Source organism: Lentibacillus persicus, from assembly GCF_900112705.1.
GTDB lineage: Bacteria > Bacillota > Bacilli > Bacillales > Amphibacillaceae > Lentibacillus > Lentibacillus persicus.
Map to the genome: position 1 here is coordinate 180,602 of NZ_FOMR01000007.1, position 22,050 is coordinate 202,651.

Genomic DNA, 22,050 nt, shown 5'->3' on the forward strand with positions numbered 1-22,050 from the left:
CCTAGATTTGTAAATTTTACTGAAATAAATAAACCGAAGTAAACAAAAAAAAGAGCCAGGCATCAGCCAGGCTCTGTGTATTTCCATCAGTTTTCTTTTATAAATCGTTTGCCATAATCTTTAAAGACAAAATATTTAACCATGAAGAAGCTGGCGAGGAACGACAAAAACATTGCCAGTCCTTTGGCTATATTATAGCGCAGCCAATTTGGAACACCGATTAACTCCAGCAATTCATTGAATCCAAGGAAAACCAGATTGCTTACCCCGAGACTGATGATGCCCTGGATGATAAACATTATTCGCTGACGATTGCTTCCCTTCGCCGAACGTTTGAAGGTAATATTTACATTCCAAAAGTAGCTGTTAATTACAGCTAATGAATAAGCAATCGTATTAAATAATAAAAGCAATGCTCTTTCATCTGTATGGAAAAAAATTAATAACAGGTTTAAGGCTCCGATATCAATTCCTGCGTTGGCAAAGCCGATCACACCAAACTGCAGAAATTGCAACGGGCCTCTTTTTGGTTTGTTCTGTGCCATAGAACGCCTCTAATATTCCTTATCTATATAGTCTCAGCTTAGTCATGTTATTTATTTTCCGTCTTCAAATCGGATGGTTCAATATTATTATGGCTTAAAGCGGGATCGTATACTCCGGCAATTTCCTTATAGTAATCAAGAACTTGCTTCGACTGAGCGTCCCAGCTCATCTCGGCAATATCATTGCGGGCAGCTTTGGCCAAGCGTTTTCTTAGTGTTTCATCAGCAAAGCGCAGGACCGTATTCTTGAAATCACCCGGTTTGTCTTGATCATAAAGCAGGCCGGTACGATTGTCTTCTATTTGCTCACACGTCGGTCCGCTTTCAGCCGCAACAAGCGGCAATCCTGATGCCATTGCTTCTGTTATAACAAGGCCCAGTGTCTCAGTTGTTGACGGAAACACGAAAACATCTGATGATGCATATGCTTTGGCAAGTTCTTCGCCGTGCATAAATCCGGTGAAAATGGTATCCGTCCCTGCAAAGTGTTTTTCAAGTGTTTGCCGATGCGGACCGTCCCCTACAATAGCCAGCACAAATTCATCTGATGAATCAAGAACTGACTTGATTTTTTCAATTTCTTTCTCAGGCGCAAGCCGACCGACAAATAACAGCAGTTTTTTGTCTTTTTGACCGCCTGAAAGCCTCTCCCGCATATTTTCATCATAATTATCAGGGTCAAACAATTCGGTGTCAACACCGCGCTGCCAGACACGGACGTTCTGAAAATTCTGCTCGAGCAGCTCTTCTTTCACGGCTTCAGACGTACAAAGATTTAGATCAGCCTGATTATGAAGCTTGCGGAAATACCACCATAAAAACCCCTTAAACATCGGAACATTGTAATAATCCGCATACTTCGGCACTTGTGTATGGAATGAAGCCAGCATTGGAATCCCCAGTTTTTTCGCATAATAAACACCGCTCATCCCAACTAGTGCCGGGTTTACGATATGCACGACATCGGGGTCATAGTCCTCAAGCATTTTTTTGACTTTCCGGGTTGGAAGCGAGAATTTTTTGGAACGGTAAAGAAGGAGAGTCCGAGCTGGAACCCCTTCTACTTTCACGCCTTCAAATTCATCCACACCAAGATCCGGCGCGATAACACGGATATCGTGACCTTCCCGCTTGAAATATCGGATACATGCTTTAAGCCTTGTGACAACACCATCTGTTGAAGGCACGAATGTTTCGGTAATGATTGCAATTTTCAATGGCGACACTTCCTTGAGTTAAAAAATCTGAACCCAGCTGTTTACTTCCAGGATACTTGCGGCATGACATTTTCTTTAATGACACGGTCTTTATGATTGATGACCGTCCTGAAAATTTCACGGATGACATCATCGTTCAGCAAATGTGGTTCTAAACCAAGATCCCGCAGTTTGGTGTTTTCTGCCTGGAAGAAATGTTCTTCCTGCTCAACTCTTGGGTTATCAAGGTTGGAAATTGTTGTTTCATAGCCTTCTTCCTGAGCGACTTTTTTCACTTTCTCAGCCAATTCGCCGACGGAAAATTCCTCCGTGAACTGGTTGAACACCCGGAATTCACCTCGGTCAGCAGGATTTTCAGCAGCAATTTCAATGCAGCGGACGGTATCTTCGATGTTCAGGAACCCGCGCGTTTGACCACCTTTTCCATATACTGTCAAATCATGCCCGATTGCTGATTGAATGATAAATCGATTCAAGGCTGTACCAAACACATCGTCATAGTCCAAACGGTTTGTCAGCACTGGATCCATCTGCGTTTCATCGGTGTCCAGCCCGTAAACAATACCCTGGTTCAAGTCAGTAGCTCTGATTCCCCAGATTTTGCATGCAAAGGTGATGTTGTGACTGTCATGCACTTTCGAAAGATGGTAAAACGAGCCAGGCTGTTTCGGGTATGGCAGGACATCTTTTCGCCCTTTATGCTCAATTTCAATATACCCTTCTTCTATTGGAATATTCGGCGTGCCATATTCGCCCATTGTGCCAAGCTTAATCAAGTGACAATCCGGTACAAATTCTTTTATGCCGTACAATACATTAAGCGTTCCTTCGACGTTATTCGTCTGCGTATACACCGTATGTTCCCGGTCAATCATTGAATAAGGAGCCGAACGCTGTTCAGCAAAATGGACAAAGGCATCAGGCTTCTCCTGTTTTAGTACCTCGCGTAAGAAATCATAATGCGTCAAGTCCCCTTCGTACACGCGAATCTCGCGTCCTGTCAGCTCTTCCCATTTTGCCACCCGTTCTCCCAATGTGGCGATCGGGGTAAGTGAATTTGAGTGCAATTCATTATCAATATCGCGTCTCACCATATTATCGATGATTGACACGTCATGCCCTTGTTTAGATAAATAAAGTGCGGTCGGCCAACCGCAAAAACCGTCTCCTCCAGCTACGATAATGTTCACGTCATTTACCTCCAATTGTTAGGTTCTATTAATAGATTTTGACATTTCAGTATGAAGTGCATTTAAGCACTCCACTGACGATTATATATCCACATTAAAAATTACCATTTAATCAGGTTATTTACAAATAAAACAGGATGACAATTATTTGAATGGTTGGTTGATTGATATTTTTCAGGCTAGGCTTTTCTTTGCTGATTGACAAGTAATTGCCGGTAGGCTTCTGATTCCTGGGTCATGCCCCTTTCCTGGTAGATCTTTGACAACCATTTTAATGGCCGGGGATCGTCTGGGTTGAGTTCCGTATCCCAGCTAAAACAATCAATTGCTTCATCGAATTGCTTGAATTCATAATACAACTCTCCAAGCTGCTGCATATGATCGAGATCATCTTTAAACCTTATAAAGGCGTTCATTTTTTGATAAACCGGGTGAACGGCCCGATACTCAATATAAGGTTTCAGCAGTTCTTTAATTTCAGATGGCTTGTATAAATTCAGAAGTGTCTTAGTGTACGTATGGATAAGGTGCTCTGCAGTTTTTGTATTTAAAGCCAGTGTCAATTCAAACAGGGTCTGCAATTCTTCTGACGAAAATGAGCGTGATGTGAGATCCAATTGTTCAAGCATTCCCCGTAATAACTCGGTGTCCTCTATAACGAGTGTTGTGACAGACTTCTGATAAACTGCCAGCACCCTGTCAATTCGTTGCTGCTGGATGTATGTATGCAAAAGATCCTGATTGAGTGGGGCATAGCGTGGCAACTGATCATAAAGGTATTCGAGGGAAACCATAATCTGTTCATTGTCCATATGCCGGTCCAGCTGTTGTTTCAGTGAATCATAATTATCATCAGAAGGATCCGCAATAAATCTCTCGCCATATAATGCTGCCAGTTCCATCCAGCGTGACTGTTCATTTAGCAGCATAACAAGATCCCGGGCGTCATCTTGCTTATGTCGTTGATAATAAAACACCTTTTCGGCAAAAATTAAATCATGGTTTAAAATCTCTTCAGAGGCTTCGTTGTACAGTTTGGCGTATTTTCTGTAACTCCAATCATTCGATAGTTCTTTAACCAAACTGTGTTCAGGGGTGAAATCCATCAGCACCCGAACAATTTTATACGCCAGGAAGTTTTGTCCGTTCCGGCGAAAACTGTAAAATATGGATTTAATCTCATCAAACAATCGTTTTTTGGAAATAAATGATTCAAAGAATGTAAGGATAAATGCTTTTTCATGCGGGGTATATTGCTTATCAAGTTTTTTCAGAAACGGATCGAATTGATTGACACGGCGTGGATGACTGTGAGCCAAAAGTTCATCTATGAATGGATGCGGTGCGTTAAACACCATTCCCTGTACGAAGGCATTAGCAATGAATGAATGGCGCTTGAGTTTTTTCGCCTTTGCGGCTGTGAGGAAGTTGTTTTTATAGAAAAACAAATAATAAATCTCGTTGTGCTTTGTAGCGGCTTCGATAATCTGTGAACCAAGATGCAGTGCAACACGCTCAGCTTTTAATTCAACTGGTTTCTGCCTGCTTGTATAAATCCGAAACTGATTTGAGTGCATGTACCAATTCACCTGCCCTTTTTTTACTATTGTAACATACATGGCCGTGTCCAGCGTCCGGAAAAACAACAAGACCCCTAGCCGATATGGCCGGAGTCTGAGCTGTAACGTTTCATACGGGAAGAGGAAACCCACTCCACCACTTTATGCATTTTCAGGTAGGTATATTCAAAAATTGGACTTTGAATAAACGTAAAAATAAAGGTGAAAACAAACACAGGACCGCCCAATAACAGCCCGATTACTAATACGCCGCTTTCAACTATGATGCGAACTTTACCGATTGAAGCACCGGTTTTGTCGGAAATCGACAGCATAAACCCGTCACGCGGCCCCGAGCCGACACCGGCCGAGTTATAAATACCCCCGCCAAGTCCCATTACGATAATACCGGCAATTATAATCACGACATCCACCCAGCTGTTTGTTGCTTTAGGAAGAAAATCGAGCCACATATACATATCGACAAATACCCCGATCAGCACAGCATTTAGAAATGTGCCGATTTTAATATATGATTTATCGAGAATCCACGATATGATAATCAGCAAAAAGGAAATAATAATCGCCCAGGAACCAATTGACAAGCCAACAATCTCAAACAGGGCCACGTTCAGCACGTCCCACGGGTGGACCCCCAGATGCTGCATATTTACCGTAATGGTGATCCCCATACTGAAAATCAATATCCCGATAATATAAACAAACCATCTGAAGCCTTGAGCCATTTCAATCCGCCTTCTTTCTGCGTACTGTTACGAAATATCTATTATATCATATTCAACTGTTTTTTACTGATATCTGACAAGCCATTTTTCAATTCGAACACAAAGCCATGAAGTTTAATTATCGCCATACAAGGTTATCATGCCTACTGCAATGCTATTATGAGTAATAATTTATCTTTAGGAGGGTAAACATGCTAAGCTTTATTTGGAGTCTGATTGTCGGCGGCATCCTTGGCTGGCTCGCCAGCTTAATCGTCGGAAAAGACGTGCCGGGAGGTATCATCGGCAACATCATCGCCGGTATTATCGGTGCATGGATTGGTTCCAGCCTGCTCGGAAGCTTTGGCCCGGTCATCGGCGGCTTTGCCATTATTCCGGCGCTCATTGGTGCCATAATCCTGATTTTTATCATCAGCCTGATTATCAAAGGCACAAGCAAAGCAACGTAATTTTAAAAAGAATTCGCCGACACCTCTTTTCAGATGCCAGAGGGTTGGCAGAAGTTATATCAAATTTGCGATTTCACTTTTAGTTAGGTCACCTGGAAGGTTATACGCTTTTAACTTTTAAAAAAGAAATCTCTTGCTAAAATCCGCTGTAGATTCTGACATAATCGCTGTAGTTTACAGCGCATCGCTGGAGATTGGCTCATAATCGCTGTAGTTTGAGGCGAAATCGCTATAGGTAAGGATGGAATCGCTGTAGTTCAGGGTGAAATCGCTGTAGATTTTCAATGGCTCTAATTTTGCAAGCTACTAAATAGTACCTAACCTTGAATTGCTTCAAGGTTAGGTATTATTTAAAAAAATGAAGTTTCGTTTACTTTTGTTTGAGCATACCGGTCCTGCGGCATGATTGCACCTTCATCTTCAGAAAAGCCTTTTGGGTTCTTCAAATAGCTGAAGCCGACGATTGTATCACGGTAAGCCATCCGCTTAATGATTTGTTCTGATGTGAGTTTCGCCCCCGTTTCATTTTCCAGAACGAGTCTTTGCTGTTTATAGCCCAGTGTCTGACCGCTTCGGCGCAGCTGCGCCCATTCCAGTGTCCACATGACCACTGTCGGTGTAACGAGCGCATGAACGACTTCACTTTTCACTTTTTTTCTTAAAAAATATTCCAATCCATACGTCACCGCAGCTGAGAGAGCTGCGTCAATCATGTAAGCTTTAAGTCGTTTTTTAGAAATACGTTTCATTCCAATTCCTCCCTTTACGTGTTGTAAACATATACGGTTTTAGGGTGGAATAAGTTACAACATAGTTGCCTATTTAAGTTTCATACGCTGTCTTAGAATTATCGAAAAATATCTTTCAAATCGACCTGGAATCCGCTCAGTACCGAAGACTTAATAAAACCCTCGTCCTTCAATATTTCTGCTTGCTGATATACGTGTTGATCCGTTAATGCATAAACTTGAACCGCATTCAACATCGGGTTGACCACCCAGTATTCTTTAACACCATATTTCATGTAAGCTTCCATTTTTGTTACAAGATCATGACTTTGGTTGGAAGGGCTAAGAATTTCAACAATCATTTCAGGAACACCAACAAATTTATTTTCTTCCAGGCCTTCCACATCACAAATAACGGATAAATCAGGTATGAATATTTTTGTATCCTCCAGATCAGCTCTGTATAGATGAATATCATAAGGGGCAGTGAACACTTGGCATTTTCCCCCGTCAAGAAAGTTAAACAATTTCGCCTGCAGTCGGGCGGAGACCTGCTGATGTCGTGTTGAAGGAGATGGTGACATAAATACAATGCCATCAGCATACTCCAATAAGTTATCAGTTTCTTCTCGCATTTTATAAAAGGCTTCGACACTTATTTTCTTATCGTCAGGAAGACTCATGCCAATCTCCTCCGTTTATATATTTATTATCTTATTATACCACAGGATGGAGCTTCTCTGACGAGGAGGATTCGATATATGTAACTGAAAAGGAGAGCAAGACATCATCGTTATAATTTTTTCTTTTGGGAGTTGACGAGGAAAGATGTTTTCAATCCAGAAAAGAATACCACTATAAGGTCAGTCCTTATTGTATAATGATATTAATGAATTTACTGTCTCTTTATTATTGGAGGTGAACCATGTGTGGAAAAAAATCAACACCTATTATTCTCCGTTTGTGGATGTTCTTTCTTTTATCCTTTTGATTCTGACAGCAATTTATGTCTTATTCCAATATGGCCAGCTGCCGGATGAAATTCCCCGGCATTTCAATGCAAGCGGCGAGCCTGACGCTTGGGGAGGAAAAGGGTTGCTCGTCGGTTTGCTCATTTTATACGGATTTATTTTAATCCTGGTATTCGTCCTTAATTATTTTTTCTTTATCAAACGGGATGCAAAAGAAACCATGCACTTTGTTAATTTTCCCGCCATCAAAAAAGACGGATTGACGGAAGAACAAATGCAACTGATTAAGCAGAAAATGGTCAGAATGATGGCGATGATCAATCTGTTTGTCAGTATTATGTTCAGCTGGATACTCTATGGTATGGTTCAAACCGCAATGGGGCACGCGGATGGTTTGTCGTCAGGCTTTATGTTTTTGATCATCCTCATGCTTGGCGTGACATTTTACTATGTTTGGAAAGTGTATCGTATTTCAAAAAGGAAAACATAACTGCTCTGTTGCATTGAATTGATGAGTACATAAGACTTAATTTCGGATTCAATGCAGTTTTAGGGACTTGTACATTTTCTGACGCATGGGTGGTTCTCTCGCGCCCATGTTTGCGTTTTCCGGCACATGTTTGCTGCGTTCCGGAACATATCTGCTGCGCAATCAAGTTCAGTTTATTTACCAAGTGACTATTTGTTGCAGGCATTCGGGAAATTGATGAACAATTATACAGTAGGTACTATTTTATGTACGGCCATTCCGCTGTCGATAAGTATTGGCATTATCATTTACCGGCAAAGCATCGATGGTGTTGGCCCAGGAACATTGCTGTTTATGTTTGGGATGGGGTTGCTCATTGATTTCTATAATCGCTGGATTGTCATTCAGCAAACACCGGAAAAGCTTAACCAGATCAGTTAATGATACGAAAATAGCCGGGTGCCAGCCCCGGACATTAACTCAATCGTAAATCCCTTTTAAACTAGGATATAGCTTCAAATACTGTTGGTAGATTCTTTGATAAACCCCATGATTAACCATATCAGGCTTATAAGTTTTCGCCTCAGCAGTCACTAAAAATCGCTCCGAGAAGTCACGATAACTTTCCGTCCACCTTTGATTGACAAAGGCGGAAGAAGAGATACCTAAAGCGGGCATATACTCACTGTCCATTGGTACTCTTACCGGCCGCCCTATAACATCTGCTAATATTTGACACCAAGAGGAACTTTTTGAACCGCCTCCAATTAAAGTTAGAAGACCTCTATCCCCTAGATTCGTAATTAGATCAATTAACTGCTTGTATGAAAAACATATACCTTCTATAACAGATCTAGCCATATCGCTTTTCTTCGTTTCTGGTCCAATCCCCCAGAATGCACCTTTTGCATCACTATCACGTACTGGACATCGCTCTCCATTTAAATAAGGGAGAAATAATAAGCCGTTACTACCAGCCGGAGAGTCTTCTATTAATACCTCGAATTCCTCATACTTCTCATTTGCTTCCTTATTAGTAAATGTTTCCACAGCCCACTTATGAACATTCCCTGCATTTAATATTGGCGCAATACTGATATTCAAATTTTCCGGGAGATGAGTCAAATTAAAAACATTATCGATGCTTTTGTTCTGATTAATGCTATCTTGTACAGTAGCTACCCATCCGGTAGTTCCAACATAAAAATAGGTGTCACCATGATTAACCGCTGCCGCCCCCATAGTTGAAGCACCAGCATCTCCACTTCCACACAAAACAGGGATAGACTCTAAAAATCCAGTTTCACCCGCAGCCTCTTTCGTTATATAACCGACTGTTTCATCTGAATTGCATATCGTAGGTAGTTGATTTCCATTTAATTCAAATGTTTCTAGGACGTTTGGAATCCAACCCCGCGTATTCAGGCACATCATTCCTGTGGTCGCAGCTGTTGTTGGATCTGTAACAAACGTGTTTGTCAATTTGTAAATAGCATAATCCTTTGAACTAAAAACGAAACACTCTGTCTCATCAAAAAGCTCTGCATTATTTTCTTTTAACCAAAGCAGCTTAGCCAGAGGGGTAGACGGACGAATAGTATTTCCAATTTTTGTTTGAATGAACGGCAACTTTTTCATAATGTACGCTGCCTCCTGTTCAGAACGGGTATCTGAATATAAGATAGCTCTTTGATTTGAGTACTTTGGTGATATTGAAATAACATCTTCCATTTGGCCAGAGAATGTAAGCGCAACAATTTGTTTTGGATTCACATTTAATTCGGACCACCATTTTTGAGTAATCTCCTTCATCCCCTGCCACCAATCAGCAGGATTTTGTTCAACTTCTCCGTTTTCACCATAATAGGTATCCAATAATTCGCTATACTCGCCTGAAATGGTGGCCTGATTGTTCACTAAGACCCCTTTTATTGCCGTAGTGCCTATATCAAAAGCAGCAATATATTCCTCCATAATCACTCCACCTCCCCAATCTTGGCAGTAGCTAATTCGTGAATAAAGTTCACTAGGTGCACTTTATTTCCCCATTCTGCAATAATCCGTCAGAGAATAAGTAACATCCGTTCTAAGAAAAAATCCACCTGAAATGCTATCAAAAACGCTCAGAAGCGACCTTTCTGAGCGTTTTTGCTTTCCTGCTTTGAGCTCGTTCAATCCTTATCCCCACATAGAAGCTTATTCAGCAACATTTTCCAAAACCATCGCGATCCCTTGGCCACCGCCGATACACAGTGTTGCCAGCCCATATCGTACATTGCGATTCTTCATTTCAGTTGCCAATGAATAGGTGATTCGGCTGCCGCTTGCCCCCACCGGGTGCCCCAGCGCCACTGCACCGCCATTGACATTTACGATTTCAGGGTCAATGTCAAGCTCTTTTAACACAGCGAGTGATTGAGCAGCAAAAGCCTCGTTCAATTCGATTAATCCAATATCATTGAGTGATAGACCGGCATTTTTTAATGCTTTCTTCATCGAAGGGACCGGTCCAATGCCCATAATATTCGGGTCCACACCGGCTACCCCCCATGAAACAATACGGGCCAGCGGTTTGAGGCTTCCTTGTTTAACATACGATTCTGAAGCGAGAACGACTGCAGCGGAGCCATCGTTGATACCGCTTGCATTGCCGGCAGTTACTGTCCCGTTTTCCTTAAAGGCAGCCGGCAATTTTGACAAATCTTCCATTGTTAAATCTCTTCGGACATGTTCATCTTCATTAATCGTCACTTCCTGTTTCTTCGCTTTTACGTTTACTGGTACAATTTCTTCGGCAAACCTGCCCGATTCAATCGCTTTTTGAGCTTTGGCATGTGACCGAACAGCAAATTCGTCCTGTTCCTCTCTGGAAATATTGTATCGATCTGCCAGGTTTTCAGCAGTCATCCCCATTCCTGCTCCCACATACCTGTCTGTCAGTGTTTCCCAAAGCATATCATCCACTTTTGGTGCTTTGTCGGGTGAGCCGAACCGCGTGTCCCTTAAGACGTGCGGTGATTGACTCATATTCTCCGTCCCGCCTGCCAGGGCTGTTTCGGCATGGTTCAGCATAATATTCTGCGCGCTTGACACAATGGCCTGGAGACCGGATCCGCATAAACGATTGACCGTCAGTGCGGTGGAACTTTCTTTCATTCCGGTTTTCAATGCAATATGACGCGCCAGGTAAGATGATGAGATATTGCTATGAATGACATTTCCGAATGACAGCTCTTCAACTTCCTCAGCAGAGATGCCACTTTTCTCGAGCGCCCCTTGTGCTGCATGAACACCTAAGTCAATATCTGTGGTGTTCTTAAATGAACCTCCAAACCTTCCAAAAGCAGTTCTCGCCCCTTCGACCAAGTAAACATTTTCCATTTGAAATCCTCCCCGTTAATGCATAAATATTTATTTAAAAGTTTCCCCTTAAACGCCCCACTCTGATCTCAATACACGCTTGAGCTGGTTCACTTGTTCAGAACCAATTTTGTCAGCAATTTGCTGTTCGATCCGAATTTCCAGTGAACCTTTTCGCTCATAGCATTCCTTACCCAGATCCGTTATCTTGATGGCCTTTTCTTTTTTATTATTTTTCAGCTCTGTAACCTGGATAAGCCCTTTTTCCTTCAGGCGTTTTACAAATTTATGCGTTGCCTGGCGTGTAATATTAACTTGTTTTGTCACCCATGATATTGGTGTTTCACCTTTTTGGAAAACTCTCGCCAAAATAAGCCATTCCGAGTTAGCCATATAGATGTCACTATGTTCATTCCACAGGTTTTCAGACAGTTCGCGCAGCTGAATGTGCCGCTCACTGATCAATTCAATTAGATTCAAGTCTTCCAACTCAGCGTTCACCTACTTAAAGACGCATTTAATTACTGCAAATATATACGAAACACTGCCCATTGTCAATTAAGTTGACAATTAATCAAACAGGGTATATAATAGAAATAGTCAACCAAGTTTACGAAATTGGCTAAAAGGAGGCTCCTGCATGCATGATATTGGCGATTTAATTATCTATTCGGGACATGGCATATGCCGTGTGGATGATATCTGTGATAAAGAACTGAACGGATCAGTAAAAAAATACTATGTGCTCCGTCCGATTGAAGATGATCACCAATTGACGATTAATACACCTGCAGACCAAAGTAAAAGCAAAATACAAAATCTGATTAAGAAGAATGAAGCAGAGGACATCCTGCAATCATTTCAATCAGATGGTATCAATTGGATTGAGAACAGCCACTCCCGGATTCGCGAATATACCAACATCGTCAATACCGGAAACCGCATGGAGATTGCAAAAATAACCAATACACTCATGCGAAAAAAAGATGCGCTCGATGCGGAAGGGCGAAAGTTTTTCGAACAGGATTCCAAACTTTTAGCCAGCATCCAAAACATCTTGTTCAAAGAATTATCAATCGTGCTTGACACAACCACTGAAGATATTCAACAACAAGTGAACCAGAATTTATATCATGCTGTATAAATAATAAACTGAGAAGCTCCCGCCTGGGCAGCTTCTTTTTTTGTGATTGGTCATCTTACCAATTAATTATGTCATTGATTCAAGTACAATGTTAATTGAGCTGTATTATGATAGCATATACGTAACATCAATAAGAGGAGTGTTATAATGTCCAGCCAAGTACCGGAAATTACATTAAATGATGGTTTAAGCTTGCCTGCAATCTCAAGTGCTATTGATCAAGGCTATCGTTTAATTGACGCGGCTTACAATTATGAAAATGAAGGAACTGTTGGCGCAGCACTGAAACGGACCGCCGTACCGCGCGCTGAATTGCGGATTGCCTCAAAATTGCCCGGCCGGTACCACACGTATGATAAAGCTGTAAAAGCTATTCAAGAATCACTTTACCGCGCTGATTTGGACTATTATGATCTGTATTTAATCCACTGGCCGAACCCCATTCAGGATCAGTACGTCGAAGCATGGCAGGCTTTAATTGATGCGAAAAAGTGGGGGCTGATCCGCTCAATCGGCGTTTCAAACTTTTTGCCGGAGCATATGGAACGGCTTAAGACTGAGACAGGCGTACTACCTAGCATTAATCAAGTTGAATTGCATCCTTTCTTCAATCAGAGCGAACAGCACCACTGGCATGTAGCAAACGATGTCGCAACGCAAGCTTGGAGTCCGCTGGCCCGTACGAATGATCTGTTTACCAATGATACGATTACCAAAATCGCGAAGAAACATAACAAGACGGTTTCCCAAGTTATCCTGCGCTGGCATTACCAGATTGATTCTTTGCCAATCCCAAAATCGGCATCACCAAAACGCCAGCTTGAAAATCTGTCTATCTTTGACTTTGATTTAGATAATAATGATATGGCTGAAATGAACATGTTGACACGCCCGGATGGCCGCATGAATGACCAGGATCCTGCTGTGTATGAGGAGTTTTGATTAACTCATAATACGAAAAGGCTGCCCATCTGCTTCTCTTATGCAGACAGGCAGCCGCTTTTATTCTATATCGAATCAACCGCTTCCCGAATAACTGTCGTGCCACGGACGACTTGAAATGCCTTACCGATCGTTTTATCATTCTCAAGGCTGGCAAGGATGACACGTGCAATATCCTCTCTTGGCACTTCATCCCTTTCAACTTGCGGCGCTAAATTAACCTGTCCGGTTCCTTCATCATTCGTCAATACGCCCGGATGAATAATCGTATAATCCAGCCCGCTTCCTTTCAGCCACTCATCAGCGTAATGTTTAGCTGCAACATATGGCGCAAATGAATCATTCGCTTTCAAAATAGCTTCACGTGTTGTGTCAAATGAACTAATTAAAACAAATCGTTTTACCCCAGCTGCTTTAGCCGCTTCAATTGTTTTGACAGCGCCATCCAAGTCGACCATGATCGTTTTGTCCTTGCCTGTATGGCCGCCTGATCCTGCCGTAAAAACAACCGTGTCAACGTCCTCTGCAGCTTTAGCAATCGCATCGACGCTCTCTTCTAAATCAACGACGGCCGTCTCGGCACCAAGATTTTCGAAAAAAGAGGCTTGCTCTTTGTCACGGATCATAGCCTTCACTTCCATATTGTCACTTTTCTGAATGAATGTCACCAAATGTTTACCAATTTTACCGTTAGCACCTGCAACAAGAATTTTTTTCATTCGTTTTCCTCCTTCGTTTAATCTCAGGAATTAATCCTCACCATAGCTGTTAATCATATTGGCCATGTGGGCGTATGATCCACCGGCAAGCATTGCTGAAGCAACCAGTACCGCCTCGGATAATTCCTCTTCAGTCGCTCCCTGCTTGTCCGCATTTTTGGTATGGACATCGATGCAATAAGGACAAAGCGTGGCATGCCCAACAGCTACTGCTACGATTTCCTTAAATTTTTTACTCAGCTTTCCTTCCTCCATAGCTGCATCATTAAACTTGGAATAGCCCTCGAATGCGTCTTTAGCATTTTGACCCAGCCGATTAAGATGCTTTAAATTCGAACGTTCATACAACGTATCATCCGCCTCTTCCGACAGCGCATTATGCATATTTGTGCCATGCGTCACCGCGCCGCCTGCTTCCACAGCGGATGTCACCATGACAGCTTCCACCAGTTCCTCAAGTGAAGCGCCTTCTTTTTTGGCATTTTTCGTATGGGTATCGATGCAATACGGGCATTGGGTGACGTGCGCGATTGAAACCGCAATGATTTCTTTTTCCTTTGTTGTCAAAACACCTTCTTTAAATACACCTTTATTGAAGTCAGAAAAAGCTTTTGTCTGATTCGGCGCAAGCTCTTCCAGTTGATTTAGGTGCTGTGCGTGACTTTTTTGATAAAAAATATCGGTCATCACGTTACCTCCTCGTTAATAAAAATTATCTTATACCCATTTTTACGTACTCAGCAGCAATAAACAAATTTTCTGTTTTATTTCCTCATAAGATAGATTGATTTTTTAAACTAAGTATATTAAAATCACTACAATAATTCATACTATTTTTATTGGTTTTATGAGTTTAAGATAAACGTTTAGGAGGCAACGCTTTGACAACAACTCGTCAGCCATTGGTGACATTAGAACACGTAGATAAGCATTTTGAAACAGCCGGAAAAACCAATCAAGTACTCGCAGACATTTCCTTTAACGTCAGAAAAGGTGAATTTGTCTCGCTATTGGGGGAGAGTGGCTGCGGTAAAAGCACCATTCTAAATTTAATCGGCGGCTTTGAAAGACCTTCAAGCGGCCAGGTCTTACTGGATGGCAAAGCAGTTCGTAACCCAGGGAGACGCTGTGTCATGCTTTTTCAGGAATATGGTTTACTGCCGTGGCGTACAGTATTGAAAAATGTTGAATTGGGACTTGAACCACTCAATTTATCGTCAAGTACCAGGCATGAACGCGCTATGGCCTATTTACAATTGGTAGGGCTCAAGAAAAATATCAGGCAATTTCCCGAAGAACTGTCAGGCGGCATGAAGCAACGGGTCGCCATTGCACGAGCCCTTGCTATGAAACCTGAATTGATTCTCATGGATGAACCGTTCGCTGCATTAGACACGTTTAATCGCTATTACCTTCAAGATGAACTCTTACGCCTTCAGAAAAAAGAAGAAACAACGATTGTGCTGGTCACCCATGATATTGACGAGGCGGTTTACTTATCGGATCGGGTGATGATTATGAAACCTCATCCCGGCCGTATCAGTAAAAGCATAAAAATCGACCCTGCAAAGCCCCGCGACCGCAGCCATGGTGACTTTCACTACTATCGGCGGACAATTTTTGAAGAATTTAAATTTACACAGTCACATGAACAGCCCGATTTCCAAATATGAGTGAGCAAGGAGGAAAACAATGAAACGGTGTCAAAAGCCTGTCATGATTTTATGGATTGCTTCATTGCTTCTACTAACTGCCTGTGGTGCAGATAGTCATGCGAAGCAAAAGACAACTATAAAAATTGGCTATCTTCCCATAACGCACGCCGCTCCCGTTTATTTTGAAAACGAAATTGCCGATCACTATTTGGGAGATGTGGAACTGGAGTTGGTGAAGTTTGGTACGTGGATTGACTTAGTGGATGCTTTAAATACCGGACGGATTGACGGTGCCTCTGCGCTAATAGAACTTGCTATGAAATCAAGGGAAAAAGGAATCGACTTGAAAGCTGTGGCATTAGGTCATAAAGACGGCAATGCCGCAATCGTTTCACCTGAAATCGATCAAGTCGAGGAGCTGGAAGGAACGAGCGTTGCCATTCCGCATACCCTGTCTTCCCATAATATTCTGATGGCAAGAATGCTCAAACAGGGCGGCATGAGCTATGAGGATGTCCATATGGTGGAAATGCCGCCGCCTGAAATGCCATCTGCACTTGCGACCGGTCAGATTTCAAGCTATGTGGTAGCTGAACCATTTGGGGCACTTGGTGTGACGCTGGATCAAGGAAAGGTGCTGTATCAGTCGGAGGAATTATGGCCGGGGTCCCTTTGCTGTGCACTCGTCCTGCGCAATGACCTTATTCAAAATCATCCTGAACTGTCACAAAAGTTTATGAACGGGTATATCGCAGCCGGTAAAGAAGCAGAAAAAGACAATGACCATACCCATTCCATTCATAAGAAATACTTGGACGTTAACGATGAAGCGCTGAAACTTTCACTCGGATGGATTTCATATGAAGATTTGCAAATTAAAAAAGAAGACTATGAAGTCCTGAAAGACAGTTTGTTGGAAATGGGTTTGTCGGAGAACCCGCCGTCATACGAAAGTTTTGTCAACAATTCACTGATTAATGAGGCGATAAAATCCTATGAAAAATAACACGATACGCCATAAACTGACGAACATACTAGTAGCCTTTCTGATTGTCATTTTAATATGGCAGCTGATTATTATCATCGGTGATTACCCTGAAGCACTTCTCCCATCTCCTCTGAGTGTTGGCGAGGGGATTCTTACCTTGGTTAAAACCGGCATTATATTTGAACATTTGCAGGTCAGTTTGATGCGGTTTGCGGTTGGGTACTTATCTGCTGTTTTGACAGGTGTCATCTTGGGGATGATTCTCGGCCGTACTGGACGCTTGTGGGAAATCATCGATCCGATCATCCAGGTGCTTCGTCCAGTTGCCCCGATTGCCTGGACACCTTTTATCGTTCTATGGTTTGGAATCGGTAGCATGCCAGCGATTGTCATTATTTTCATAGCCGCTTTCTTCCCTGTACTTTTGACCACCGTGTCAGCCGTGAAAAAAGTTGATAAAACGTATTTGAAAGTGGCGCAGAACCTTGAGATTAAGCAGCCACAATTAATGTATAAAATCATTCTCCCTGCTGCGTTTCCAAACATTGTGAACGGTCTGCATATTGCCATTGGAACAGCGTGGATTTTTCTGGTGGCCGGTGAGATGGTCGGTGCCCAATCCGGTCTCGGTTATTTAATCATCGATTCCCGAAATGCGCTCGACCTTCATCTGGTGCTCGCAGGCATTGTTTTTATCGGCATCCTTGGACTTCTTCTCGATAAATTGATTCATTTGTTTGAAAAGTGGGTCGCGAAACAATGGGGCAATGCAAATTAAATGAGGTGCAGGCGGAATAGCATCCCGCCTCCCCTTCAAACCTAATGCCCCCTTACGATGACACTCCTTCCTTTTCATCAAAAGGCAAAACAAGAAGCTCATCCTCTCGCACATTCTCTTGACAATGTGAACAGTAATAGGCCATTTCCACTTCATGCCGACAAGTGTCATGAACTAACTTCTTGTAGCATTTTTCAAGATGCTTACGTCCCCATGTTAATAAGGCGTTAAAGACAGGGGCCAAATCACGGCCGCTTTCCGTTAAAGTATACTGATACCGCGGCGGGTGATCCGAGTATAAGGAATGTGTGATTAATCCACTATCTGTCAGGTATTTCAGCCGATCCGATAACAAATTGGAAGAAATACCTTCCAACCCTTTTTTAATTTCGTTAAATGTGGAAGCACCCATCAGAATTTCATGGAGAATCAGCAATGTCCATCTGTCCCCGACGATATTTAATGTCTGTGCAATATTACATGGTAAATTATAATTAGCTCTCATGATCAAACTGTCTCCTTTGTGCATAAAGTGAAACTTCAATCAGTGGGGGTTTTCTTTATCCCCCACTGATTGTTAGTTGAACAGAATCGGACATTTACGGGTAGTTAGATCCCCCACTTATCCCCTTATGTTTACCTCATCGTATTGAAGCGGGGGTCTTACTGCCCGTTACATACGGGATAAAATAGTTAAAAAAATTATAACATATTTTTAATTTTAAGGTTGATTTTTTGAACTTAGTGTAATATGATAACTTATAAATAAAATTCCGATTAAACAAATCGGGATTATAAGTTATCAAGGAGGTTTCACCATGGGATTATATTTAGTTGAAACAACATTTGGCGGTAACATTGCAGATAAGCAGACATTGGAGAGTAAAGTCAGTGAGGTTAAAGAAACAGTTGGAAAAGACGGCGATAATCTTATCGAGGTTCAGGCAGCTAAAGATTTATCCCGCGCGTTCCTCATTTTTGAAACCGAGAAAGAAGAATCAGCACTTGCAAACACACTGAAAGAAAACGGTGTCAATGTCGATTTAATCAAAGCTGTCCGTATTGTCGGCAAAGATTTGGAAGACGTGAAAAAACAATCTGACAAAGTTAATTATCTTGTGCAGTGGAACTTGCCGGAAGATTTGACAATGGATGAATACTTGGCACGTAAAAAGAAAAACTCAGTCCATTATGCAGAAGTTCCCGAAGTATCGTTTGAGCGGACATACGTATGTGAAGATATGTCCAAATGTCTTTGCTTCTATGATGCGCCGGATGAAGATGCTGTTAAACGAGCACGGGAAGCTGTTAAAACACCGATTGATTCCATCACCGAAATCTCCAACGATAAGTAAGGGGAAACACCCACAATTGGAAAGGAGAGAGATTTCTTCATGATAAAAGAAAATACAGCTTCAGAACTTAACGCGTTGTCACAATTACTGCAAAGTGACCTGAAACCGCTTGTCAGAAAGATTGACGCAGAGCATTATTATCCGAAAGAATTCCTTTCTGCTCTTGGAGATAAGGGCTATTACACATCCGTTTCAATGGGAGAGCAAGAGATCTCTCTCCGCGAATTCCAATTACTCGAAGAAGTTTCAAATGTATGCATGACCACCGGGTTTGTACTATGGTGCCACTTGGCCGCATTAACATACGTGCGTTACAGTCATAATCACTATTTAACAAATGAGATTTTGCCTAAATTGGAAAAAGGCACGATTCTTGCCGGGACCGGGCTTTCCAACCCGATGAAGTTTTATGCTGACGTAGAAAAGCTTCAGTTAAAAGCAAAACGCACCGAAGGAGGATATAAACTTTCCGGTGCCCTGCCTTCTGTTTCCAACCTTGATCCAGGGCATTGGTTCGGCGCAGTAGCTGAAACAGACAACAACCGGCGGGTGATGCTGTTTATCCCATGCGATACCGATGGACTATCATTTAAAGAAAGAACAAATTATATGGGGATAAATGGAAGTGCAACATACGCTTGTCGCTTTAAAGACTGCTTCATTCCTGATGAGTGGGTCATTTCTGAGGATGCGGATGCCTTTATTGAAAAAGTCCGCCCTATATTTTTAATGTACCAGATACCATTGGGGCTTGGTGTAACGAAAGCTTCCATCGAATCGATTAAGAAAACCCGCAACAAGCAGGCCGGATGCAATCATTATTTACCCATTCAAGCGGATGAACTGGATGACGAATTAAGTTACCAACGGCAAACGATTTATCAGTACGTTAAAGCAAACACCGGAAAACTCCAGTGGCAACCCTTAGTCCAGCTGCGCCTCGACATCACTTATCTAACCTTAAAGGCAGCCAATGCAAGTATGATTCATAGTGGCGGGGCAGGTTATATGAACATCAGCAACCCGGCACGCAGACTTCGGGAAACCTTTTTCCTCACGAACCTGACCCCAACGGTTAAGCATCTGGAAAAAATGCTTGCCTCATGAAAATATGAACACTGGAAAGTACGTAAAACCTCACCTCATATATAGATGAGGTTTTTTTATGAAAAGGTTAGTCCGTAAATAATTAATACATAGTTGTGTCATATTAAAGGCAAATCCCTCCTGTAAAAGGTGATACTATCGAACACGCACTGGAAATATTTAAAGTCCTAGGGCGAATTGTGACTATTTTACCGTTGGCACTGTTTGTAACCCTTTATATGGGAAAACGCTCTATAGGTGAACTGCCCGTTTTTGATTTTTTAGTTATTTTAATCCTGGGTTCAGTAGTTGGCGCTGACATTGCCGATCCAAAAATAAACCATATATATACGGCAGTTGCCATCGTTGCAATAGCCTTACTGCAAAAATTCATTGCCCGATGGAAAATTAAAAATCGCAAAATAAACCGTTTGTTAACATTTGAACCTACAATCGTTATTTACCAAGGCCAATTTCTTGTGAACAAAATGAAGAAAATACAGTATTCGATTGATACCATTTTACGGATGTTACGAGAACAGCAAATTTTTAATGTAAACGATGTTGAATTGGCAATAGTAGAAGCAAATGGCTATTTATCTGTTAAATTGTATCCTGAAAAAGAAGAAGCCCGTGCCGAGCATATCACACAACAGCCGTATGCATTTTATAAGGGAATTGAGGTACCGGTTGTCATTGATGGAGAAATTAACGAAAAAGGTCTGTCTTCGAGAAATTTGAACGAATTATGGTTGTATCAGGAACTGGAAGGAAAAAATATTTTTGACGTCAATGACGTTTTCTATGCAGCGGTTAACAATTTGAATGAACTGCATGTAAGTATTAAAAACACTGATGATAATGGGGACCCTCCCCCTATTTCGCACTAACGATTCACCCCACTCTACGAAAAGTACTCATGATTTATGACGAACGGAGCAAACTACGAGAAAAGGAGGATTGCCATGAGCACGGATAAAGGCAAGAAGAAAAAAAACAAGAATAAAGAGGAACTAAATGCCATGAAAGGCGGCAAAGAAAGACATCGGCGCAATCGGTCCTAACGTTGATGATGAGGGAAATCCATACACGGATTCACCCTCATCTTAACTATAATTATTCCACCATCAAGACCAGATAAACCGATATCGTCATCACCGAAACAATCGTGGTCGCCAATATGTATAACGGGACTTCCCTGACAAGGGTCCTGTATTTTTCCGCAAAAACATAAACAATGGCACCTGTCGGTAAAGCTGATAAAATGACGACAGATGTTGCCCACAATTCGTCATCAAGCGGGAATATAACATATACAAACAGTATTGCCAACAGCGGAAGTGCCACTAGTTTCAAAGCCAACAGCGTCAAAAGTTCTGATAATTGATAGTGTTTATTTTTTACGACGCTCCGCTGGCCGGATAATCCCAAACCCAATGCAAATAATGCAGTCGGTCCGGCAGCAGGGCCAAGCGTATCTGTGAATACATAGACCGGTTCAGGCAGCGGCACTTGTGAAATTGCCACGATGATTCCTAACAATAAAGAGGCATTGATCGGATTCTTCAATACAGTCTTAGCAATCATACCAAGGAGCACGCCAAAATTCACCTGCTCGCTCTGTTTTTGATTCAACGCTTTCGCTGTTTCAAATGAACCGACAACGATTGAAATAATCACTAAATCATATATAAATGTGAGAATTGCGGCTGGCACGGCAGCTTCCTGCCCAAATGCTGCAACGAGAAGCGGGATACCCATAAACCCTGTGTTTCCGTACGTCGTTATCATGCCATACATGGTGACTTCCGGAAAGCGTTTCTTAAAAATAAACCGGAAGATTAAAATGGTTAAAAGAAAACAGCTGATAATAATACCTAAATTAGCAAGAATAAAATCAACATTTAAAATGCTGTCCACCGGTGCAGTTGCCAATGAATAAAACAGCAGGGCAGGAAGCGCAAAGTAATAAACGAAATTATTCAGCGAAGAGGTGCTTTCAAATGAAAGCAGGGACAATCGCCCAGCTAAAAAACCGCACAGTATAATGGCAAATATCGGGATAACAACCTGGAACAGTACAATCATCCTAACCCCCTTTGTTTGATTGTATAGTGTATTTCCAGTCTATTTTCGATCTTTCAAGCAA

The 22,050-nt window shown here is 42.0% G+C and carries 25 protein-coding genes; 11 read left to right on the top strand and 14 right to left on the bottom strand.

From position 1 onward, the window contains the following. Positions 1 to 86 precede the first annotated feature (86 nt). From BMZ22_RS10960 to BMZ22_RS10980, 5 genes are all read right to left on the bottom strand, one after another. On the bottom strand, positions 87 to 545 hold the full coding sequence (locus tag BMZ22_RS10960; protein ID WP_090085452.1) for a GtrA family protein: 459 nt from the start codon (positions 543 to 545) through the stop codon (positions 87 to 89). 47 nt (positions 546 to 592) lie between these two features. Continuing rightward, on the bottom strand, positions 593 to 1,762 hold the full coding sequence (locus tag BMZ22_RS10965; RefSeq protein ID WP_090085454.1) for a glycosyltransferase family 4 protein: 1,170 nt from the start codon (positions 1,760 to 1,762) through the stop codon (positions 593 to 595). A gap of 41 nt (positions 1,763 to 1,803) precedes the next feature. Continuing rightward, positions 1,804 to 2,952, bottom strand: coding sequence for an NAD-dependent epimerase/dehydratase family protein (locus BMZ22_RS10970; protein ID WP_090085456.1), 1,149 nt, complete (start codon positions 2,950 to 2,952; stop codon positions 1,804 to 1,806). Between the two features lie 179 nt (positions 2,953 to 3,131). Continuing rightward, positions 3,132 to 4,529: a hypothetical protein gene (locus BMZ22_RS10975; protein ID WP_090085525.1), complete on the bottom strand. Its 1,398-nt coding sequence runs from the start codon at positions 4,527 to 4,529 to the stop codon at positions 3,132 to 3,134. A 77-nt stretch (positions 4,530 to 4,606) separates the two neighbouring features. Beyond that, the gene (locus BMZ22_RS10980) at positions 4,607 to 5,257 is read right to left on the bottom strand and encodes a YczE/YyaS/YitT family protein (RefSeq protein ID WP_090085458.1); all 651 of its coding nucleotides are present in this window, start codon (positions 5,255 to 5,257) and stop codon (positions 4,607 to 4,609) included. 191 nt (positions 5,258 to 5,448) lie between these two features. Here BMZ22_RS10980 and BMZ22_RS10985 point away from each other — a divergent pair, with 191 nt between their 5' ends. Next, the gene (locus BMZ22_RS10985) at positions 5,449 to 5,706 is read left to right on the top strand and encodes a GlsB/YeaQ/YmgE family stress response membrane protein (protein WP_090085460.1); all 258 of its coding nucleotides are present in this window, start codon (positions 5,449 to 5,451) and stop codon (positions 5,704 to 5,706) included. Positions 5,707 to 6,056: 350 nt separating this feature from the next. Here the strand turns inward: BMZ22_RS10985 and BMZ22_RS10990 are convergent, their stop codons facing one another. Then, complete coding sequence (locus BMZ22_RS10990; protein ID WP_090085463.1) at positions 6,057 to 6,455, bottom strand: RDD family protein; 399 nt, start codon at positions 6,453 to 6,455, stop codon at positions 6,057 to 6,059. Positions 6,456 to 6,553: 98 nt separating this feature from the next. Continuing rightward, positions 6,554 to 7,117 (bottom strand): Uma2 family endonuclease, encoded by a 564-nt coding sequence (locus BMZ22_RS10995; protein WP_090085466.1) that lies wholly within the window; start codon positions 7,115 to 7,117, stop codon positions 6,554 to 6,556. 244 nt (positions 7,118 to 7,361) lie between these two features. Between BMZ22_RS10995 and BMZ22_RS11000 the strand changes: the two genes are divergently transcribed. After that, on the top strand, positions 7,362 to 7,895 hold the full coding sequence (locus BMZ22_RS11000; protein ID WP_177183424.1) for a DUF1648 domain-containing protein: 534 nt from the start codon (positions 7,362 to 7,364) through the stop codon (positions 7,893 to 7,895). A 126-nt stretch (positions 7,896 to 8,021) separates the two neighbouring features. Continuing rightward, entirely contained in the window at positions 8,022 to 8,315 is a 294-nt protein-coding gene (locus BMZ22_RS11005; protein ID WP_218144049.1) for a DUF6198 family protein, read from the top strand. Between the two features lie 39 nt (positions 8,316 to 8,354). Here the strand turns inward: BMZ22_RS11005 and BMZ22_RS11010 are convergent, their stop codons facing one another. The 3 genes from BMZ22_RS11010 to BMZ22_RS11020 all read right to left on the bottom strand — a co-directional run bounded on the left by BMZ22_RS11010 (position 8,355) and on the right by BMZ22_RS11020 (position 11,723). Next, positions 8,355 to 9,848 carry a xylulokinase gene (locus BMZ22_RS11010; RefSeq protein ID WP_090085471.1) on the bottom strand — a complete coding sequence of 498 codons (1,494 nt, stop codon included), beginning with the start codon at positions 9,846 to 9,848 and terminating at the stop codon, positions 8,355 to 8,357. Between the two features lie 222 nt (positions 9,849 to 10,070). Beyond that, positions 10,071 to 11,255, bottom strand: coding sequence for a thiolase family protein (locus BMZ22_RS11015; protein WP_090085473.1), 1,185 nt, complete (start codon positions 11,253 to 11,255; stop codon positions 10,071 to 10,073). Between the two features lie 48 nt (positions 11,256 to 11,303). After that, on the bottom strand, positions 11,304 to 11,723 hold the full coding sequence (locus BMZ22_RS11020) for a MarR family winged helix-turn-helix transcriptional regulator (RefSeq protein ID WP_245745359.1): 420 nt from the start codon (positions 11,721 to 11,723) through the stop codon (positions 11,304 to 11,306). Between the two features lie 151 nt (positions 11,724 to 11,874). Between BMZ22_RS11020 and BMZ22_RS11025 the strand changes: the two genes are divergently transcribed. Both BMZ22_RS11025 and BMZ22_RS11030 read left to right on the top strand, forming a co-directional pair. Then, a complete protein-coding gene (locus BMZ22_RS11025; protein ID WP_090085477.1) occupies positions 11,875 to 12,378 on the top strand; it encodes a CarD family transcriptional regulator in 504 nt (167 codons plus the stop codon). Between the two features lie 147 nt (positions 12,379 to 12,525). Then, a complete protein-coding gene (locus tag BMZ22_RS11030) occupies positions 12,526 to 13,320 on the top strand; it encodes an aldo/keto reductase (RefSeq protein ID WP_090085479.1) in 795 nt (264 codons plus the stop codon). 65 nt (positions 13,321 to 13,385) lie between these two features. On the opposite strand, the gene BMZ22_RS11035 is transcribed toward BMZ22_RS11030, so the two are convergent. Continuing rightward, a complete protein-coding gene (locus tag BMZ22_RS11035) occupies positions 13,386 to 14,039 on the bottom strand; it encodes an SDR family oxidoreductase (RefSeq protein ID WP_090085481.1) in 654 nt (217 codons plus the stop codon). Between the two features lie 30 nt (positions 14,040 to 14,069). Continuing rightward, on the bottom strand, positions 14,070 to 14,726 hold the full coding sequence (locus tag BMZ22_RS11040; RefSeq protein ID WP_090085483.1) for a carboxymuconolactone decarboxylase family protein: 657 nt from the start codon (positions 14,724 to 14,726) through the stop codon (positions 14,070 to 14,072). A gap of 194 nt (positions 14,727 to 14,920) precedes the next feature. On the opposite strand from BMZ22_RS11040, the gene BMZ22_RS11045 reads away from it, so the two are divergent. Genes BMZ22_RS11045 through BMZ22_RS11055 form a run of 3 tightly spaced genes read left to right on the top strand, consistent with a single transcriptional unit; the run spans position 14,921 to position 17,460 of the window. Continuing rightward, positions 14,921 to 15,712 (top strand): ABC transporter ATP-binding protein, encoded by a 792-nt coding sequence (locus tag BMZ22_RS11045; RefSeq protein WP_245745361.1) that lies wholly within the window; start codon positions 14,921 to 14,923, stop codon positions 15,710 to 15,712. Between the two features lie 19 nt (positions 15,713 to 15,731). Then, positions 15,732 to 16,700 carry an ABC transporter substrate-binding protein gene (locus BMZ22_RS11050; protein WP_090085485.1) on the top strand — a complete coding sequence of 323 codons (969 nt, stop codon included), beginning with the start codon at positions 15,732 to 15,734 and terminating at the stop codon, positions 16,698 to 16,700. Continuing rightward, positions 16,690 to 17,460, top strand: a complete 771-nt coding sequence (locus tag BMZ22_RS11055) for an ABC transporter permease (protein ID WP_090085487.1) — start codon at positions 16,690 to 16,692, stop codon at positions 17,458 to 17,460. The genes BMZ22_RS11050 and BMZ22_RS11055 overlap by 11 nt, the downstream gene beginning before the upstream one ends. 52 nt (positions 17,461 to 17,512) lie before the next feature. Here BMZ22_RS11055 and BMZ22_RS11060 read toward each other — a convergent pair whose 3' ends face one another. Then, the gene (locus tag BMZ22_RS11060) at positions 17,513 to 17,965 is read right to left on the bottom strand and encodes a winged helix-turn-helix transcriptional regulator (protein ID WP_090085489.1); all 453 of its coding nucleotides are present in this window, start codon (positions 17,963 to 17,965) and stop codon (positions 17,513 to 17,515) included. Positions 17,966 to 18,278: 313 nt separating this feature from the next. On the opposite strand from BMZ22_RS11060, the gene BMZ22_RS11065 reads away from it, so the two are divergent. From BMZ22_RS11065 to BMZ22_RS11075, 3 genes are all read left to right on the top strand, one after another. Then, entirely contained in the window at positions 18,279 to 18,815 is a 537-nt protein-coding gene (locus BMZ22_RS11065) for a DUF4242 domain-containing protein (RefSeq protein WP_090085491.1), read from the top strand. A 39-nt stretch (positions 18,816 to 18,854) separates the two neighbouring features. After that, positions 18,855 to 19,922: an acyl-CoA dehydrogenase family protein gene (locus tag BMZ22_RS11070; RefSeq protein ID WP_090085493.1), complete on the top strand. Its 1,068-nt coding sequence runs from the start codon at positions 18,855 to 18,857 to the stop codon at positions 19,920 to 19,922. Between the two features lie 137 nt (positions 19,923 to 20,059). Continuing rightward, positions 20,060 to 20,791, top strand: coding sequence for a DUF421 domain-containing protein (locus BMZ22_RS11075; RefSeq protein ID WP_425434284.1), 732 nt, complete (start codon positions 20,060 to 20,062; stop codon positions 20,789 to 20,791). Between the two features lie 226 nt (positions 20,792 to 21,017). Here the strand turns inward: BMZ22_RS11075 and BMZ22_RS11080 are convergent, their stop codons facing one another. Continuing rightward, entirely contained in the window at positions 21,018 to 21,989 is a 972-nt protein-coding gene (locus BMZ22_RS11080) for an AEC family transporter (protein WP_090085494.1), read from the bottom strand. Between the last annotated feature and the right edge of the window lie 61 nt (positions 21,990 to 22,050).

What these genes read in the sequence shown, in the direction of transcription:
- BMZ22_RS10960 (WP_090085452.1), bottom strand. Translation starts at nt 545, where the DNA reads ATGGCACAGAACAAACCAAAAAGAGGCCCGTTGCAATTTCTGCAGTTT.
- BMZ22_RS10975 (WP_090085525.1), bottom strand. Translation starts at nt 4,529, where the DNA reads ATGCACTCAAATCAGTTTCGGATTTATACAAGCAGGCAGAAACCAGTT.
- BMZ22_RS10980 (WP_090085458.1), bottom strand. Translation starts at nt 5,257, where the DNA reads ATGGCTCAAGGCTTCAGATGGTTTGTTTATATTATCGGGATATTGATT.
- BMZ22_RS10985 (WP_090085460.1), top strand. Translation starts at nt 5,449, where the DNA reads ATGCTAAGCTTTATTTGGAGTCTGATTGTCGGCGGCATCCTTGGCTGG.
- BMZ22_RS10990 (WP_090085463.1), bottom strand. Translation starts at nt 6,455, where the DNA reads ATGAAACGTATTTCTAAAAAACGACTTAAAGCTTACATGATTGACGCA.
- BMZ22_RS10995 (WP_090085466.1), bottom strand. Translation starts at nt 7,117, where the DNA reads ATGAGTCTTCCTGACGATAAGAAAATAAGTGTCGAAGCCTTTTATAAA.
- BMZ22_RS11005 (WP_218144049.1), top strand. Translation starts at nt 8,022, where the DNA reads ATGTTTGCTGCGTTCCGGAACATATCTGCTGCGCAATCAAGTTCAGTT.
- BMZ22_RS11010 (WP_090085471.1), bottom strand. Translation starts at nt 9,848, where the DNA reads ATGGAGGAATATATTGCTGCTTTTGATATAGGCACTACGGCAATAAAA.
- BMZ22_RS11015 (WP_090085473.1), bottom strand. Translation starts at nt 11,255, where the DNA reads ATGGAAAATGTTTACTTGGTCGAAGGGGCGAGAACTGCTTTTGGAAGG.
- BMZ22_RS11025 (WP_090085477.1), top strand. Translation starts at nt 11,875, where the DNA reads ATGCATGATATTGGCGATTTAATTATCTATTCGGGACATGGCATATGC.
- BMZ22_RS11030 (WP_090085479.1), top strand. Translation starts at nt 12,526, where the DNA reads ATGTCCAGCCAAGTACCGGAAATTACATTAAATGATGGTTTAAGCTTG.
- BMZ22_RS11035 (WP_090085481.1), bottom strand. Translation starts at nt 14,039, where the DNA reads ATGAAAAAAATTCTTGTTGCAGGTGCTAACGGTAAAATTGGTAAACAT.
- BMZ22_RS11040 (WP_090085483.1), bottom strand. Translation starts at nt 14,726, where the DNA reads ATGACCGATATTTTTTATCAAAAAAGTCACGCACAGCACCTAAATCAA.
- BMZ22_RS11050 (WP_090085485.1), top strand. Translation starts at nt 15,732, where the DNA reads ATGAAACGGTGTCAAAAGCCTGTCATGATTTTATGGATTGCTTCATTG.
- BMZ22_RS11055 (WP_090085487.1), top strand. Translation starts at nt 16,690, where the DNA reads ATGAAAAATAACACGATACGCCATAAACTGACGAACATACTAGTAGCC.
- BMZ22_RS11060 (WP_090085489.1), bottom strand. Translation starts at nt 17,965, where the DNA reads ATGAGAGCTAATTATAATTTACCATGTAATATTGCACAGACATTAAAT.
- BMZ22_RS11065 (WP_090085491.1), top strand. Translation starts at nt 18,279, where the DNA reads ATGGGATTATATTTAGTTGAAACAACATTTGGCGGTAACATTGCAGAT.
- BMZ22_RS11070 (WP_090085493.1), top strand. Translation starts at nt 18,855, where the DNA reads ATGATAAAAGAAAATACAGCTTCAGAACTTAACGCGTTGTCACAATTA.
- BMZ22_RS11080 (WP_090085494.1), bottom strand. Translation starts at nt 21,989, where the DNA reads ATGATTGTACTGTTCCAGGTTGTTATCCCGATATTTGCCATTATACTG.